The following is a 14,990-nucleotide window of genomic DNA, read 5'->3' on the forward strand; positions in this document are numbered from 1 at the left end:
CTCAGTCACCCAGGTATTGAATGGTGATGTGGTATTTAAATACGTGCTGCTCAATGCTGATCGGTTCGCGTTTTCCTTTTCGATTCAGATACGTGATTTCCGTGACCAGTTTGCCGCGGCTATTGCGCAGTTCACGCGTATCACCCGTATCGACGAGCCTCCAGCCTTGAGGTAATTGCGGTTGCCAGGCGCTAATTGGCCAATGGCTGAGCATCACGTCAGCCAGCACCTGACTGGCGGGCGGCAGTTGCGGAACGATGATCGATTGCTCGGTGTGCAATCCTTTTTCATCGTAAGTCACGAGGAACAGGCGAATGCCAACTGATGACAAGCCGGCCAGTGTGATTTTCTTATCATCAGCGTTAAGCATGACCAACAGCGACTGAGTTTTGCCGTTAAAACTTCCGGTCAGCAGCTGTTGTGAATTCACCGCGGGAGAAATCCCCGGAGCAGGTAGCGTCACACGAGCGCCCGGCTCTAACCAGGCTTGCGGACGGCCTTGCTGTTCCGGCTGCGAGTGGCCGCATCCGGCCAGCAGTAACGTGGCGACGAGCAGGCCCCGCCGGATGGCGCTGTGCTTATCCGGCCTACAATTGATGCGCTGGTGTTGACCGACAATGCCGCCATCCGGCAAAAGCCCACTCAACCAACGAAATATCGGTTTACTCATCGTTTTTTCTTCTCTCTTTTCGTTGGCATCGCCAGCGGTGACAGCAGGAAGGCGGTGAAAATGCCGCTTACCAGCACAATGCCAAAACTGCTGATTGCCTGAGTGGCGCTAAAGACCAGCATGCCGAGCGTCAGGAGCGTGGTCATCATCGCCAGCGTGATAGCCAGTAGTGACGTCAGTGGCGTACCGCGTGGATTACTGAAAAACAGCGTGTAGTTAATGCCAATTCCCAGTACCAACACCAATGCCAGCAGTGAGAACAAGTTGAGCGCATGGCCACTCAGGGCCAGTACCGCCAGACCACAACCTAAAGATAACACGGAGGGGACCAGGCTAATTAAGCCCTTACGCCAGCCAAGTCGAATCACGGCACCACAGGCAATTACTGCCAGTGCAACACACAGCAAGCCCGTCAGAATATGGCGATAAAGGGCAAACAGATTGTCAAAGCTGCTCTTACGATCCACCCACGCCACGCCGGAATATTTCGTGCTGAGTGTGTTTAAAGCATCACTTTGTTTCACGCCTTCAACGGGAACCAGTACGCTGCTTTCGCCGTCCGCCAGCGACAGCCACAGCAAGCGCCAGCCCTCACTGGCCGGGCTGGAAAGCCAGGCATCGACGGTGACCGGCATGGCGCTAAGATCGGGGTTCACCGTTGCCAGTCCGGCGCTGTTTAAGGCCTTTGTGACGGCGGGCGCGGCATCTTTTAACAGGGTGAGATCCTGCTGCTGCCGGGTGAGTGAATTGAGCGGAATGGTGCGATACCCGCTGAGTAATCCGTCTTTTTTTGCCTCTTCCAGCGCGGGAGTAAAGGCTTCCAGTCGCTCCAGCGTTTGCTGAGCGGATTTGCCGTACACGACAAACCACTTCTGGTCGACGCTTTGCCCGGTCAGGGCGGTAATCGCTTTTTCCTGAGCGAGAATGCCCTGCGGCAGCGCCTGTAACTGGGAGATATCATCGTCTACGCGTAGCGTCGCCATGCCTGCCAACGAGAACAATGCCAGCGCCACCGGCAGGCCAACGGATACTGTCTTATTCCGCCGCCAGGCGGCAAGCCAGCGTAGCATGAGCACCATTGCCGGAACCGGGCGCACCGGCAAGCGACGACACAACCAGGGGTGCCAGAAAATGACTGTCAAACATGAGGCACTCAGACCCACCGCCGCGAATACCGCCATCTGGCGAATACCGGGGAAGGGGGCGAGCATCATAATCAGATACGCCGCCACGGTGGTCAGTAGTGCCAGGAGCAGGGCATTGCGTACTTTGGCAAGGCTTTGCCATGGCGATGTTTCTGCACCGTGCACCATCCGCTCGGTCAAATAGTAGAGCGTATAGTCGGCGGAAATACCGATAATGCTCATGCTCATCACCAGCGTCATCAGATGGAGCTCGCCAAAAATCAGCAGCGTGACGACGGTTCCCGCCAGCGCGCCAATACCAATTGAAATCAGGCACAGCAGCAGCGGACGCAGCGAACGAAACACGGCCACGATGAGCAGGATCACCCCGATCACGGTCGCTATGCCGAGGGTCGAGATATCCTGTTTCGCCTGCTGGCTGGCGTAATCGCTGTAGAACAGCGTCCCGCGAGACAGCAGTTGTGCCTGCGGATAGTGGGTTTTGAACTCACCTTCCAGCGTATTCAGTGTAGTGACCAATTGGTGCGTCTGTTGCATATCAAACGATGAACCGGTCAGCTCGCCATGTAACAGATACCAGTAGTTGCCTTGCTCGTCCTGCGTGACCAACCAGCCGTCCATCAGGCGTAAACGCTGCCCATTTTTAGCCATGGCCAACTGCGAGCCGCGCATCAGCATGAGAGGGTCGTTTTGTAGCTCTTTGCCGCTGACGCCGGAGAACGCCGAGTAAAGCTGGGACAGAATCCACTGGGCCTGCGCTTCGCCGCCGTTTTGCAGACGGGCGCGGGTGTCGTTATCTATCAGGCCGTTACGATGTTGCCAGAAGAAAGCCCCCCAGGCCTGCTGGCTGTTGGCATCCATCGGGCCTTTCACCTGAGCCAGCGCGTGCGATTTTTGCAGTCGCGCCAGCCAGTCGCGCGCCACCGTCGGGTCCGGTTGTTTACCGGGGCTCACCAGCCAGACCAATTGCCGGTCAAGGCGCTGCATAAAACCCTCGTTCAGACTCGGCGGGATGGCCCCCAGTGTCTGCTTTGGCAACATGGCCAGCACGCTGCTGTTAAGCCGGGCCTGAGGTAGCAGCGTCAGCAGGACGCCCAGCAGAATCAGGCAGGCGGCTCCCCATAGCAGCGCGGGGCGTTTACTGGGCGGCAAAGCGTTGGCGTTCGTCATCGGTCAGTTGCGCTGGCGTGAGTTGGTGTTGGGAAAGCGCGATATCGGTACGATCGCCCTGCTTATCATTGAGCTGAATACTCTCCAGGTAGGTCTTGCCGGCTAAATCAATCGTCGCAAAAATCTTATCCAGCGGGGTGGTGATTGGCGTCAGGCGTAGCGTCCAGCGACCGTCCCCTAAGTCTGCAAACGCCACGCGGAAGTTTTGTTCCAGCACCTTACGATCCGCCTGGAATAGCGCCCGTAGCAGATGGTTAAACTGGAACATTTGCGGGTTATTCTCCGCGGTGATGGTCTGCGGAGGTTGACCGTTAATCGCCTGAACCATCCGTTTGTCATCCAGTAGCAACTGCATCGGGAACGGCGCGGTTTGGTCCCATAACAGCCCCTGGTCGCGGGCGATCAACATGTTGCCCTGAGATCGCAGCGGCTGCGGCAGATCCTTTATCGTCCGGGTTTGATCGAAGTGGGCGCGAACCACCGGTTGTTCGGTAAAACGCTGTTGCAGGGCGTCAAGCGTCAGGGCGCTGACGAAAGGGCTGACGAGCAGCAGGAGCAATGGCCATAATTTCATGGTGTCACTCCCATCCGTTCAAACAGAATATCGGGGCTGACAAAGCACAGTTCACGGCTTTTTTCGTCTACGGCGACCTGGATGGTGTAGCCTGTTGTGGCGCGTTTCCCTGTTTCAGCATCAAAAATTTCGTAGCCGATACGCAGGCGATTTTCGAACTCTTTAATTTGGGCGCGTACACGGATACGCTGCTCGAAAGTCAGGGCATTGCGATACTTCACGCGAGTGTCGACCACGGGCCACAGATAGCCAGATTCTTTCATCTGCCGATAACCGTAATCGAATTGGTTCAGCAGTGCCTCACGGGCAATCTCGAAATAGCGGAAGTAGTTGCCATGCCACGCTACACCCATCATATCGACGTCGTGAAACGGAATAGTCAGCTCGACTTCAGCCGTAAAGCGGGGATCGTTAAGCACCCTTTACTCCTTGTCTTTGGTGTCCGGCAGTTGCCAGAAATCGAAAAAGTTAAACCAGTCGAGTGGCGACTGAAGTGCATAGTGCTCAAGGCGTTCGGCGTAGCGATCGACGGTATGTTGTAATGCCTGTTGTCGGGTGGCGCGTGGCAAGAGCAGCGGGTCAGCAAACGGTTCGCAGTGGATATGTAGCTTCTCCTGCTGGCGCAGGGCGAAAATCAGATCCACCGGGCAGCGTAAAATAGACGCAAGAATGAACGGGCCCTGTGGGAATGGCGCAACGTGTCCCATAAAGCGGCTCCAGCAGACACGCCATTCGCCGCCACGTTGGGTAGTGACGGCGATGCGATCGCCGACGATGGCTATCCATTCGCCACGATCCAGTTTCTCTTTGAGCAGAATGGCGGTATCCGGGCCGATATCGTTCACCGGAAGCAGGTTTAACCCAGCCTGCGGGGCCATTTCTTCCATAATTTGTTTAAAGCGTTGGGCGTTATCGCTAAATACCAGCGCATTGATTGTCTTACTGCCCTGTAGTTGGGCCAGTGCCCGACAGGCTTCGACATCACCCAGATGCGAAGCCAGCAGCAGTTTTCCTCGCGGGTCGCTGACATTTAGCGTTTCTTCTGCGCCTGGTGCAAAAACAACATCGCGGCCAACGTGCAGCTCACCGCGCCAGCTGGCAATCTTATCCAACATCGCGCCGCCAAAACGCAGGAAATGCTGATAACTGGTCAGGTTTGACGGTACTGGCATCCGGCGTGCGATCAGTTGCGCCCGTACGCGGCTAATCCAGCTCTGAGAGGCTTTTCGGGCAGCTGATGCGGTGAGCCAGTAAACGCCGACTACCGGATACAGTAGCAGGGAGAAGGCTTTGCGACCGAGTAAACGCCAGACCAGCAGCATCAGACGCATTCCCCACAACCCTTTGACTTCCTGCTGCTGCGCCCAGTGTGTTGATGAACGACGAAAAAGCAGGGAGGGGATACGCGGCAACATGCCAAAAAACAGGCGAGTGTGCATTAATGAAATGCGCAGATTGTCTTTGAGCGCGTCGAAATGGGATAGCCCGTCCTGCGGATAGGTGACTCGCGTTGGGATAAAATAGCTGGTGTTGCCTTGCCAGTAGAGGCGCACCATCACTTCGGTATCAAAATCCATCCGTTTGCCGAGCGTCACGCGCTGTGACAGTTGCAGTGTAGGTGCCACCGGATACACCCGGAAACCACACATGCTGTCTTTTAGCTGCAACGAGAGCGTTTCTATCCACACCCAGATGTGGGTTACCCAGCGTCCGTACAGGCGCGAGCGAGGAACAGAATCATCGTAAATCGGTTGCCCGGAAATGAGCGCTGTCGGATGTTCTTTTGCCAATGCAAGCAGCCTGGGAATATCTTCAATGGCATGCTGCCCGTCGGCATCGACCTGCACGGCATGACTAAACCCGGCATCTACCGCCGCCTGTATTCCGCTAATCACCGCCGCGCCTTTGCCTGCGTTGACCGGCAGGCAAATTAACGTCAGATTGCGGTATTCTGCCGCCAGGCGTGCCAGTTCATCTCGTGTGGTTTTGTCGCTGCCATCGTCCACTACAATGCAGGGGAGATTGAACGGCTGAAGACGCTCCAATACGCCCGACATCATCGCGCCGTGGTTATAGCAGGGGATCAACACGCACGGGGAAAACGTCAGCGGCATAACCGAATCTTCCCACTGCTGGCGGCATGGCGCGCTTCACCGTCGTGGCGCTGGTAACTAAAAGAGAGCATCTGACGTTCTTCCTGCCAGCTCAGACTCAGGGTGACGGTGGTTCCAGGCAATAGCGGTGACTGGAACTTCACGTTCTGAATACTGTGAAAACGCCAGCCAGGGACCAGCAACGTGGTGGCGTAATGCATCGCCCAATCCAGTTGTGCAACGCCTGGCAGCAGTGGCTGCACGGCAAAATGCCCGCTAAACCAAAACAGCGAAGGGTCGAGATGTAAAATAATCTCAGCCTGTTGAGGCTGTGCCTGATGGCGCTCGATTTCATGGGGTTTCATGAAATAACTCCTGTAATTGCGCATAGACACGCTTGTTCATACTGTTGACCGGAATTTCATCAATCACCCGCCAGTAGCGGGGAACGGCGACCGGCTCCAGCCAGGGCAACAGCGAACGTCGCCAGGTCAGTTCTTGCGGTTTTCCTCCGCACTCGATCCAGCGTTGATGGGCTTTGTCATCCAGTACCAGAAGGACGCCAACGCCCTGGCGCCCCCCGCGTGAGACCGGCAATGCCGCGACATCGCAGATACCGTCCAGTGCCAGCAAGCGTTGCTCCACTTCGCTGAGTGAAATGCGTTTCTCTTCAATCTTGACGACTCGCCCACGCCTGCCCATCAGGCGAAACTGACCGTTTTCAGTAAATTGCAGAATATCATCCAGCAACAGGCCATCATCAGCGGCAATTAGCGGTGAAAATACGCGAAACGCGTCATTTTCTGGTTGAAATCTGACGCCGGGAAAAGGCAGCCATGCCACATCATCTTGACGGCGATAACGCCACGCAAGGATGCCGGTTTCAGTGCTGCCGTAGATCTCATCGGGCCAGACATTCAGCCAGTCAGCAGCCTGGGTGACGTCTTGCCAGGGCAGCATACCGCCCGCAGACAGAATCAGTTCGACCGGCGGCGGTGCCAGGTGGTGGTCGAGGCGTTTCAGAAACGCCGGACTGCTGATAAATGCATACCGATGCTCATGGCTCAACGCCGCCAGTTGTTCGGCATACCAAAGCATTGCCGCGTGCAGCGGCAGACCTAAGGCCATCGGCAAGAAGATACGGAACGTCAGACCATACAGATGTTGCGGAACCACAGACGCGACCACCCGGCAACCTGCCAGACGATCGGCAAAGCGCGTCGCGAGTAATGCCGCTTCGCTATCCAGACGAGCGATCGGTTTGATCACGCGTTTCGGCTGGCCGGTCGAACCGGAAGTGAACAGCTCCACAAAGGCGTCGCTGCGTATTGCCGGAAACGTGATGTCGTGGGTCACGGGTGTCATGGCAGAACTGACCACCCGCAGCACTCCCTGCCACTCCAGCGCTTTATCGCTCAGTACGCCGTCAAACAGCCTGTGCTGCTCGTTTAACAACGAAACGCGACAATGCCCAGGGATCACCGGCGTTTTGCCAGCATGTAGCGTGGCCAGTAGCGCGACGATAAATAAATAGCTGTTCTCGAAGCACAATGCCCAGCGCTCACCTTCCTGCTGCTGCAGGTACGTTATCAACTGGGCCACATCGTGGCGCAGATGACCCAGCGTCCAGGTATGCTCTTCCTGCCACGCAACAGGAACGTCGTTTGGGCGTAGGTCACAGAGCCATTGAGCAAGTGTGAGGGGCTGCTTCATTGGGTATCTCGTTTTATCACTAGTTGGCGAACTAACCACTCGCCGACCATCAATGTTCCCATCAGCAGATAGGAAACCATACCGTTCCAGGTCGTCCACAGGGTCATATCGCCATTCAGTGCGGTAAAGAGCGCAACGCTGCCATTGATGATGAAAAAGGCGCACCAGATTTGTGTCACACGGCGTGTGTAGCGTACTCCTGCCTCGGGCAGATTTGGGTCGCGCAGCCGCGCCAGGCGTTCAACAATGGGCATCGCGGACCACAGAGAACCACCAAATACCGACAGCATGACGCCGTTTACCACTACCGGGTAAAACAGCAGCAACTGATGCGTTTTGAGCAGATAACTGGCAATGCACAACGTGATACCCGCGACCGCCACGACCTGTGTCACGACGCGCAACGGCCCCGCCTGTCGCCGGGTCTGGCGAAAGCGTAAAAAAAGGAGTAGCGCCATCAACGGTAGCAACCAGTGCAGACTGTTATGCGCAAGGCCAAACCAGATCAAAAACGGCCAGGCCAACAACAGTAGGCCTGTTAGCAGTTGTACGACTGGCAGCGAGCGAGTGCCCGACACGGTGAATTACGCTTCTTTGAGAAGGCGTTCTACCGCGTCGACGACATCTTGTACGGTGCGTACTGCTTTGAACTCTTCCGGCTTGATTTTCTTACCGGTTTTCTTTTGCAGATGCACGATCATGTCGACGGCGTCGATGCTGTCGAGCTCCAGATCTTCGTACAGGCGCGCCTCAGGCTTAATGTCCTGCGGGTCGACTTCAAACAGCTTGACCAGCAGTGAGGAGACTTCTTCGTAAATGGCTTTTTGTTCGGTCATAACGGACTATCCTCAGGCACGTTGCGCGTGAATGAACGATGCCAGCGTGGCGACGGAGAAGAAGTGCTGACGCATTTCTTCGCTCTCTGCTGAGAGGACCACGCCATACTCGTTTTTCACCGCCAGCCCCAGCTCCAGGGCGTCGATTGAGTCCAGACCTAATCCATCGCCAAAGAGTGCCGCTTCGGTATCAATATCGTCAGCTGTCAGTTCGTCGAGATTCAATGTCGTTATAATGAGATTTTTGATTTCAAGATAAAGCGCTTGCATCATTAATTCCTGAAAGAGGTAAAGTACCTGGTTGTAATTGAAGCAAAAGATGCCGGTTCAACTGCCTTGCGGCCAGCGCCGGTTCTTGTGAATTTGCGTCGTAAAATTGGTCGATCTTAACCCGTTCGTGTACTGAAATGGTGAACATGGGCTTTATCGATGGGACGTCGTACCATTTGCTTTCTTTATCCAGCATTTGTTCGCTGCAGTTAATGGTTACGATGCGTAAATCGCTGCTGCAGCGTACGGCGATATTCGCCGCACCACGCTGTAACGTCATTTCCTCTCCGGGGCGTGTACGGGTTCCCTCGGGGAAAATTAAAATGGTATCACCTTGTTCCAGACGTTGCTGGCACGCGGGTAACAGCGCATCAGCCTGACTGTTAATCAGATAATCTGCTGCCCGGACCACGCCGCCGAGAAACGGGTTTTTCAGTAATGCGCTTTTTACCAGACAGTCGGTTTCTGGCATGACCGAGGCCAGTAACACGTAGTCGATGAGCGTCGGGTGATTGGCGACGACCAGGCACCCTTGTTCGTTGCGTAAAATGTCTCGTCCTGCAATCTGGTAATCCAGCACGCCAAGTCGCTTCACCACCGTTAAAAAGAGGCGAAAACTGGCAGCAATGCTGCGTCTGGCGATACGCCGACGCCGGGCTTTATCCCATACTGCGATGAGCAATACGTTAAACCAGACGGTAGAAAGGAGCAGTCCGCCGAGGCCAAACAGGGCAAAGCAAAAACCGGTCATCACCAGTCGCCATACCCAATTAAGCCGCAGGAAAATCGTGTTCATCCCTGACTCCACTGCCACTGTACGCGTTCGCCTGGCAGGGTAAACGCCGTGGTATCTTGCAAATAATGTTGTAAAAACAACAGACTCTGTGGCAATGGCGTCTCACCTTGCGCGCGTTGTGGACGGGTTTCGCATTGCCAGCGATCGCCGGATTCAATAACCAGAGCAACGGCAAACGGCCATGTCGGCATATCAGGCGGCAACTGTGGATGATAAAACTCGGGCAGAAAACCGTCGAAATCGACCATCAATACACGCTGATATCCCGCCTGCAACAGCCCGATGATTTCGCACAGCCCCTGCTGGAACGTATCCCTGCCAGCAGAAAGCGAGGAGGAGACAATCGGTTTTTTCGCGGCAATGGTCAGGTTTCCCACCGCAGAGTTATGCACAGAGAGGGCAAAATCGGTTGGTGAGAGTGCCTGCTCAGTCGCCAGAGCGTGCAGGATCCTGTAGTTACGCTCCAGTTCACCATGGCGGCTGGTGTACAACACGGCATCGATATCATGACGACGTAGCATCGCCAGCCCGCAATCAACGGCCAGTTTACTACCGGAGCTGAGGCGGCGAGCCGTCATCATTGGTAACTCGCTGAGTTTAGCCAATGGCGCGGTGGGATCGATGGCGTGCGAAAACCGTGACCATTCATGCCACTGTTCTGTTTCGCTTAACCCTGGCGCCTTGGCCTGCCAGTCGATAATGTTGAATGCAAATTTCATCAACGCGTATCCGCGGTAAATCGGTTGTTCCGATTGTTTCTTATTTTTTCTTCTGACATATCAGTAAAGTATGCCCAACACCTAAGTTGTCGTGGCGTTCATTTACCTGAAAACCTGCCTGATTCAGATAGTGATAAAACTTCTCTACGCTGTAGAAACGGCTGTTGCCATTCGCCATACAGGTAAAATAAAGCGAAGACGCATTCAGGCTAAATGAGGCCGCTTCAAATTTTTGGGCATCCCAAAACAGTTCCATAATGCACAGCTTCGCGCCCGGTTTCATCACCCGAGCAATGTTGCTCAGTATGGCAATAATTTGTTCCGGGGAAAAACAGTCCAGAAATTGGCTCATCCACCAGATATCTGCCTCTGCGGGTAAAGGCGAGTCGCTAAGCATATCCACAGCATGGAAATTTATGCGATGGGATAATCCCGCATTTTCGATATTTTCGCGGGCAAGTGCAATTTGTTGCGGCAAATCTAATAGAGTGACTGCAATATTGTCATCATGTTGACAACAACGTAACGCCCATTTCCCGGTATTTCCGCCGACATCGTACAGGGTTGCAGGGGCGCTGGCGAATACATATGGCAATGCGGCATCAAATGCGCCATCTGAATAGTAATGATCGAAAGCGAACCAGCTTTCACGCGCAGCCAGGGGTAATTGCGACAGTGCAGGATAGATTGTTGGCCAGTCGCCAAAAATTTTTAATCCCGCGGGTTTCCCTTCTTTCAGCGCATTCTCCAGATAGAACAGTCCCTGATAACAAACATCCTGGGTGAAATCCATATTCACACGCGTCATTGTGTCATGTAAAAGGAAGTGGCCGACTTTTGCGAGGTAATAATATCCTTCTTTGTGGGTAATGATTCGCCCACTTAACCCCATATCCAACAGGATGCTGGCGGCATATTCGTTTATGGTGCTGTTCTCGGTAATTTCGTCGAGCGTGGCACCGCGTTTACCTTGCTTGTCCAGCCAGGTGAGTACTCCCGCATTTCGCAGACACAACGCGGTTTGAAAAAGCATAGGGGCAAAGGCGATACGTTGTGCTTCAGTAATGGCATCCAGTGCGCTAAGCGAATCCTGTTCGTACATGTGGGGACAACCTGTTAAATGGCAGAGAGTAAGAGTATCGGGCCTTTTCGGCCCGACTTTAGGCGTAATTACAGATTGGCACCGGCTGACAGATTGAGCTGGATGTCTTTATCCAGATTGCGTACCCAGCGGTTGTAGTTTTTATGGATTTTTCCACCAGAAGCCTGCAGGTTAAGGCTGCTGTCGTATTTAATGTCATAACTGGTGGCGGTATAGGTGATACGGACTTCAGCCACATGGTCGCGGGTTTGTTGGCGTGCTTTAATGACACCAGGACCGGCTTCAGACATGACCCATTGGCGTTGAATGCCCGCTTTCAGAATCGCGGTTTTAACCTGATCCTGAGTGTGCCCCGCGCTTACGCTGGTGTGAACTTGATCGATCGGCGCAGTACGCGCACATCCCGCCAGCGCACCGACAACGGCAATGGCCGCAAACCACTTAATATACTGTTTCATTAAAACTCCCTCTCAAAGTACTGTTTATACGTGTTTAATAATGAGCTTCGAAATAATGATCACCCTGCAGCACCTGTGATTTTATTTAAGCTAAATTAGCATTTTATTTCACGTGTCCGATAGCAAGGCGACGGAGGTTACCGGATGGTAATATTCGGTGATTTTCTTCAACGGAAATTTTTCAGCGTAATCATCGGCGAGAAGTATAGATTTTTAGATAAAACGTATCAAATAAAATAACCTTTAAATATAGGCAGATAGTTTGAGTTAAATGCTATGGGGGGATTCATTATTCTTATGCGGTTTGGCAAAGACATCCGTACGTTGACTTATGTAATTTCTTTATTAAAAAATGAAATCCTTTTCACTCTTTATTTAAGATAAATTGCGATATATACCTGTATGGATATCAGTTTAACGGGCATATAAAAAGATAAAAACTACCTCGGTTGGTAGTTTTTCAGGGTAGCCGACTTTTGGGTCTGCCGGGACCAAGTAAAATGGCCAGTTTGCTGCCACCGGTGGTGGTTTCCATCCAGATTTTACACACGCTGGTTAATGGGACGGAGAGCAACATGCCCACGGGACCGAGCAGCCATCCCCACACCAACAGGGAAAGGAAAACGATCAGCGTCGACAATCCCAGGCGATGCCCCATCATACGTGGCTCAAGGATATTGCCAATCACCATATGCACCACCAGAAACAGCGCGCCGACCAGCACGCACTCGTACAGGCCATTGAACAGCAACGCCTGAATCATAGGCGGCACGGCGGAAATAACCGAGCCTATATTGGGCACATAATTGAGCAGGAAGGCCAGCACGCCCCACATCAGAGCAAATTGAATGCCCATTAGCGCCAGTCCCAGCCAGACGATGGCGCCAGTCCATAAGCTGAGTAACGTTTTCAGTGCCAGATAATGAGATACGCCCTTTAATGCCCGATGTAGCCCCGCAATATGGATCTGCGGATTGTTCAGCGCAAAGCGCATTTTGTAGGGAACGTGACGTACCTCAAACAGCATAAAGACCACCGTCATCACCAGCAGAACGACGCTGGCCATCGCACCGGAAAGACTAGTCATCAGCGTGGTTGTGAAGGTCATGAGTTTGTCGGAATCGATACGTTGCAGGATGCGCTCTGGTGACATATGCAAATTTAGAAACGGCACCATCTCTTGCAGATACAGGACTTTGCGCGTCAGCTCCTTATTGTACTTGGGCAGCATGGCCATGAATTCTGTGATTGACGACGCCAGAACGCCAACCAGTGCGGTAAGGACGATGAGCATCACGACGACCACCAGCGTAATGGCTACCGGGCGACGGATCCCCCGACGAATAAACCAGGTTACCAGGGGGTTCAACACAATGGCGAAAAACAGGGCCAGCAGTAGCTGCACAAGAATATCGGCTGCGGCGTGTATACCCGCGAGGATCACCACCAGCGCGGCCAGTTTAAGCAAAATGTGCAAACCTGTTTTGTCAGGCTGGATGGTCGTCATGTCTTCTTCCTGTGTGCATTTTTGCATTAAGTGTAGCGGCTGGCTTGCTGCCGATATTCCTAATCTGGTTACTGATTTCTGGGCTGCAACATGGTAGAAATGAAACACTGTTGTGAATATGTGGTGACCCTCCATGCCCGAACCCGTCGCTGAACCGACGCTGAGCGGATTGCGCCTCAATCTGCGCATTGTCTCCGTGGTGATGTTTAACTTCGCCAGCTATCTGACCATCGGCCTCCCGCTCGCGGTTTTGCCTGGTTATGTCCATGATGTTATGGGATTTAGTGCCTTCTGGGCCGGGCTGGTTATCAGTCTGCAATACTTCGCGACGTTGTTGAGCCGCCCTCATGCCGGTCGCTATGCCGATTTGCTGGGGCCGAAAAAGATTGTGGTATTTGGGCTGTGCGGCTGTTTTTTAAGTGGTCTGGGCTATTTGCTGGCAGGGAGCGCTCATGGTTGGCCGCTGGCCAGTTTATTACTGCTGTGCCTGGGGCGCGTGATTCTGGGCATCGGGCAAAGCTTTGCCGGGACCGGCTCTACATTGTGGGGCGTTGGGGTGGTTGGCTCAATGCACATTGGACGGGTGATTTCATGGAACGGTATTGTCACCTATGGGGCGATGGCGATCGGTGCGCCGTTAGGGGTGCTGTGCTACGCCTGGGGTGGCTTACAGGGGCTGGCGCTGACCGTGATGGCCGTGGCGCTGCTGGCAATATTGCTGGCGCTGCCGCGTCCGGCAGTGAAAGCCAGTAAAGGCAAGCCGTTACCGTTTCGCGCGGTGCTTGGACGAGTCTGGCCGTACGGTATGGCACTGGCGTTGGCCTCTGCCGGCTTTGGGGTGATCGCCACGTTTATTACCCTGTTTTACGACGCGAAAGGCTGGGACGGCGCGGCATTCGCGCTGACGCTATTTAGCTGCACGTTTGTCGGTACTCGTCTGCTATTCCCAAATGGCATCAACCGATTAGGTGGGCTGAATGTCGCGATGATCTGCTTTAGCGTCGAAATTGTTGGGCTGTTGCTGGTCGGGATGGCTTCCATGCCGTGGATGGCGAAAATGGGCGTGCTACTGGCCGGCGCAGGGTTTTCGTTGGTCTTCCCGGCGCTGGGTGTGGTAGCGGTAAAAGCGGTCCCGCAGCAGAATCAGGGCGCGGCACTGGCGACTTATACGGTATTTATGGATTTGTCGCTGGGTGTCACCGGGCCTTTGGCGGGACTGGTGATGACGTGGGCGGGTGTACCGGTTATCTATCTGGCGGCCGCAGGGCTGGTGGCGGTGGCGTTATTGCTGACATGGCGGCTAAAAAAACGGCCTCAGGTGGTGTCACCGGAGGCCGCATCATCGTCTTAACGATTACTGGATAACCAGCGTGTTAATGATGTTTTCTGCCGTGGTCTGTGCTTTCTGTTGATCGTCAGCAGGCAGCGTGATTTGCAGGGTCAGCAGTTGGTTGTCCACTTTGCCCAACACCACGGAGGAGTAGGCAGTCTGCCCTTTCGCTGAAATGATGCTGTCTAACTGCTGCAGCGTGTGGCCTTTCAGCTCAATTGACTTGTTAGTGACCACCTGCAGTTGCGGGTCACGGCTACGCTGCTGGTCTTCCAGACGTTTTGCCAGTACAGGCAGTGCTTCACTGGTATCGTCACCGACAATCACAATCACCGCTTTCTGGCCGGTTGCGTCAGAATAAACGTGCATGTTGTTGGCCTGAGTGCCCAGCTTGCCGCTCTGATCGGTCATGTCTGCCGGCAGGGAAAAACTGAGTTTGCCGTCGAGCAGGTTAACCGGTTGTCCGGCGGCGCTGCTTTGTGCGGCAGCACCCTCTGCTGGCGCTTTTGTATCGCTATTATCACAGGCCGCAAGCCCCATAACCAGCAGGCCAATACCGACATATTTAACCAGATTGCGCATTGACTTCTTCCTTTCGATAAACGGC

17 protein-coding genes are annotated in these 14,990 nt (G+C 54.1%); 1 reads left to right on the forward strand and 16 read right to left on the reverse strand.

Translation table 11 applies throughout. The features are described from left to right. Position 1 precedes the first annotated feature (1 nt). From NNN64_RS10150 to NNN64_RS10220, 15 genes are all read right to left on the reverse strand, one after another. The gene (locus NNN64_RS10150) at positions 2 to 670 is read right to left on the reverse strand and encodes a DUF3261 domain-containing protein (protein ID WP_271441304.1); all 669 of its coding nucleotides are present in this window, start codon (positions 668 to 670) and stop codon (positions 2 to 4) included. After that, positions 667 to 2,985, reverse strand: coding sequence for an MMPL family transporter (locus tag NNN64_RS10155; protein ID WP_271441305.1), 2,319 nt, complete (start codon positions 2,983 to 2,985; stop codon positions 667 to 669). The genes NNN64_RS10150 and NNN64_RS10155 overlap by 4 nt, the downstream gene beginning before the upstream one ends. Beyond that, positions 2,954 to 3,559: a LolA family protein gene (locus NNN64_RS10160; protein ID WP_202037513.1), complete on the reverse strand. Its 606-nt coding sequence runs from the start codon at positions 3,557 to 3,559 to the stop codon at positions 2,954 to 2,956. Before NNN64_RS10160 ends, NNN64_RS10155 begins: the two co-directional genes overlap by 32 nt. Next, the gene (locus NNN64_RS10165) at positions 3,556 to 3,978 is read right to left on the reverse strand and encodes an acyl-CoA thioesterase (RefSeq protein ID WP_045448568.1); all 423 of its coding nucleotides are present in this window, start codon (positions 3,976 to 3,978) and stop codon (positions 3,556 to 3,558) included. The genes NNN64_RS10160 and NNN64_RS10165 overlap by 4 nt, the downstream gene beginning before the upstream one ends. 3 nt (positions 3,979 to 3,981) lie before the next feature. Continuing rightward, entirely contained in the window at positions 3,982 to 5,673 is a 1,692-nt protein-coding gene (locus NNN64_RS10170; RefSeq protein WP_271441306.1) for a glycosyltransferase family 2 protein, read from the reverse strand. Beyond that, positions 5,664 to 6,017, reverse strand: coding sequence for an ApeI family dehydratase (locus NNN64_RS10175; protein WP_271441307.1), 354 nt, complete (start codon positions 6,015 to 6,017; stop codon positions 5,664 to 5,666). Before NNN64_RS10175 ends, NNN64_RS10170 begins: the two co-directional genes overlap by 10 nt. Then, positions 6,004 to 7,365 carry an AMP-binding protein gene (locus NNN64_RS10180; RefSeq protein ID WP_271441308.1) on the reverse strand — a complete coding sequence of 454 codons (1,362 nt, stop codon included), beginning with the start codon at positions 7,363 to 7,365 and terminating at the stop codon, positions 6,004 to 6,006. The genes NNN64_RS10175 and NNN64_RS10180 overlap by 14 nt, the downstream gene beginning before the upstream one ends. Continuing rightward, positions 7,362 to 7,943: a hypothetical protein gene (locus NNN64_RS10185; RefSeq protein ID WP_202037516.1), complete on the reverse strand. Its 582-nt coding sequence runs from the start codon at positions 7,941 to 7,943 to the stop codon at positions 7,362 to 7,364. Before NNN64_RS10185 ends, NNN64_RS10180 begins: the two co-directional genes overlap by 4 nt. A 6-nt stretch (positions 7,944 to 7,949) precedes the next feature. After that, positions 7,950 to 8,201 (reverse strand): acyl carrier protein, encoded by a 252-nt coding sequence (locus tag NNN64_RS10190; RefSeq protein ID WP_005121566.1) that lies wholly within the window; start codon positions 8,199 to 8,201, stop codon positions 7,950 to 7,952. A 12-nt stretch (positions 8,202 to 8,213) separates the two neighbouring features. Then, the gene (locus NNN64_RS10195) at positions 8,214 to 8,471 is read right to left on the reverse strand and encodes a phosphopantetheine-binding protein (protein WP_048213596.1); all 258 of its coding nucleotides are present in this window, start codon (positions 8,469 to 8,471) and stop codon (positions 8,214 to 8,216) included. After that, a complete protein-coding gene (locus NNN64_RS10200; protein WP_137381985.1) occupies positions 8,452 to 9,267 on the reverse strand; it encodes a lysophospholipid acyltransferase family protein in 816 nt (271 codons plus the stop codon). The genes NNN64_RS10195 and NNN64_RS10200 overlap by 20 nt, the downstream gene beginning before the upstream one ends. Next, positions 9,264 to 9,986: a beta-ketoacyl synthase chain length factor gene (locus NNN64_RS10205; protein WP_271441309.1), complete on the reverse strand. Its 723-nt coding sequence runs from the start codon at positions 9,984 to 9,986 to the stop codon at positions 9,264 to 9,266. Before NNN64_RS10205 ends, NNN64_RS10200 begins: the two co-directional genes overlap by 4 nt. Positions 9,987 to 10,026: 40 nt before the next feature. Beyond that, a complete protein-coding gene (locus tag NNN64_RS10210) occupies positions 10,027 to 11,088 on the reverse strand; it encodes a class I SAM-dependent methyltransferase (RefSeq protein ID WP_271441310.1) in 1,062 nt (353 codons plus the stop codon). 68 nt (positions 11,089 to 11,156) lie between these two features. Continuing rightward, complete coding sequence (locus NNN64_RS10215; RefSeq protein WP_122973906.1) at positions 11,157 to 11,534, reverse strand: hypothetical protein; 378 nt, start codon at positions 11,532 to 11,534, stop codon at positions 11,157 to 11,159. Positions 11,535 to 12,006: 472 nt separating this feature from the next. Continuing rightward, positions 12,007 to 13,053, reverse strand: a complete 1,047-nt coding sequence (locus NNN64_RS10220; protein ID WP_202037518.1) for an AI-2E family transporter — start codon at positions 13,051 to 13,053, stop codon at positions 12,007 to 12,009. A 133-nt stretch (positions 13,054 to 13,186) separates the two neighbouring features. Here NNN64_RS10220 and NNN64_RS10225 point away from each other — a divergent pair, with 133 nt between their 5' ends. Beyond that, the gene (locus NNN64_RS10225) at positions 13,187 to 14,404 is read left to right on the forward strand and encodes an MFS transporter (RefSeq protein WP_271441311.1); all 1,218 of its coding nucleotides are present in this window, start codon (positions 13,187 to 13,189) and stop codon (positions 14,402 to 14,404) included. Positions 14,405 to 14,407: 3 nt separating this feature from the next. Here NNN64_RS10225 and NNN64_RS10230 read toward each other — a convergent pair whose 3' ends face one another. Further along, positions 14,408 to 14,965, reverse strand: coding sequence for a DcrB family lipoprotein (locus tag NNN64_RS10230; protein WP_005121574.1), 558 nt, complete (start codon positions 14,963 to 14,965; stop codon positions 14,408 to 14,410). Between the last annotated feature and the right edge of the window lie 25 nt (positions 14,966 to 14,990).

Origin of the sequence: Citrobacter sp. Igbk 14 (assembly GCF_028069825.1) — a bacterium.
Taxonomy (GTDB): domain Bacteria; phylum Pseudomonadota; class Gammaproteobacteria; order Enterobacterales; family Enterobacteriaceae; genus Citrobacter.

What these genes read in the sequence shown, in the direction of transcription:
- NNN64_RS10150 (WP_271441304.1), bottom strand. Translation starts at nt 670, where the DNA reads ATGAGTAAACCGATATTTCGTTGGTTGAGTGGGCTTTTGCCGGATGGC.
- NNN64_RS10155 (WP_271441305.1), bottom strand. Translation starts at nt 2,985, where the DNA reads ATGACGAACGCCAACGCTTTGCCGCCCAGTAAACGCCCCGCGCTGCTA.
- NNN64_RS10160 (WP_202037513.1), bottom strand. Translation starts at nt 3,559, where the DNA reads ATGAAATTATGGCCATTGCTCCTGCTGCTCGTCAGCCCTTTCGTCAGC.
- NNN64_RS10170 (WP_271441306.1), bottom strand. Translation starts at nt 5,673, where the DNA reads ATGCCGCTGACGTTTTCCCCGTGCGTGTTGATCCCCTGCTATAACCAC.
- NNN64_RS10175 (WP_271441307.1), bottom strand. Translation starts at nt 6,017, where the DNA reads ATGAAACCCCATGAAATCGAGCGCCATCAGGCACAGCCTCAACAGGCT.
- NNN64_RS10180 (WP_271441308.1), bottom strand. Translation starts at nt 7,365, where the DNA reads ATGAAGCAGCCCCTCACACTTGCTCAATGGCTCTGTGACCTACGCCCA.
- NNN64_RS10190 (WP_005121566.1), bottom strand. Translation starts at nt 8,201, where the DNA reads ATGACCGAACAAAAAGCCATTTACGAAGAAGTCTCCTCACTGCTGGTC.
- NNN64_RS10195 (WP_048213596.1), bottom strand. Translation starts at nt 8,471, where the DNA reads ATGCAAGCGCTTTATCTTGAAATCAAAAATCTCATTATAACGACATTG.
- NNN64_RS10200 (WP_137381985.1), bottom strand. Translation starts at nt 9,267, where the DNA reads ATGAACACGATTTTCCTGCGGCTTAATTGGGTATGGCGACTGGTGATG.
- NNN64_RS10205 (WP_271441309.1), bottom strand. Translation starts at nt 9,986, where the DNA reads ATGAAATTTGCATTCAACATTATCGACTGGCAGGCCAAGGCGCCAGGG.
- NNN64_RS10210 (WP_271441310.1), bottom strand. Translation starts at nt 11,088, where the DNA reads ATGTACGAACAGGATTCGCTTAGCGCACTGGATGCCATTACTGAAGCA.
- NNN64_RS10220 (WP_202037518.1), bottom strand. Translation starts at nt 13,053, where the DNA reads ATGACGACCATCCAGCCTGACAAAACAGGTTTGCACATTTTGCTTAAA.
- NNN64_RS10225 (WP_271441311.1), top strand. Translation starts at nt 13,187, where the DNA reads ATGCCCGAACCCGTCGCTGAACCGACGCTGAGCGGATTGCGCCTCAAT.
- NNN64_RS10230 (WP_005121574.1), bottom strand. Translation starts at nt 14,965, where the DNA reads ATGCGCAATCTGGTTAAATATGTCGGTATTGGCCTGCTGGTTATGGGG.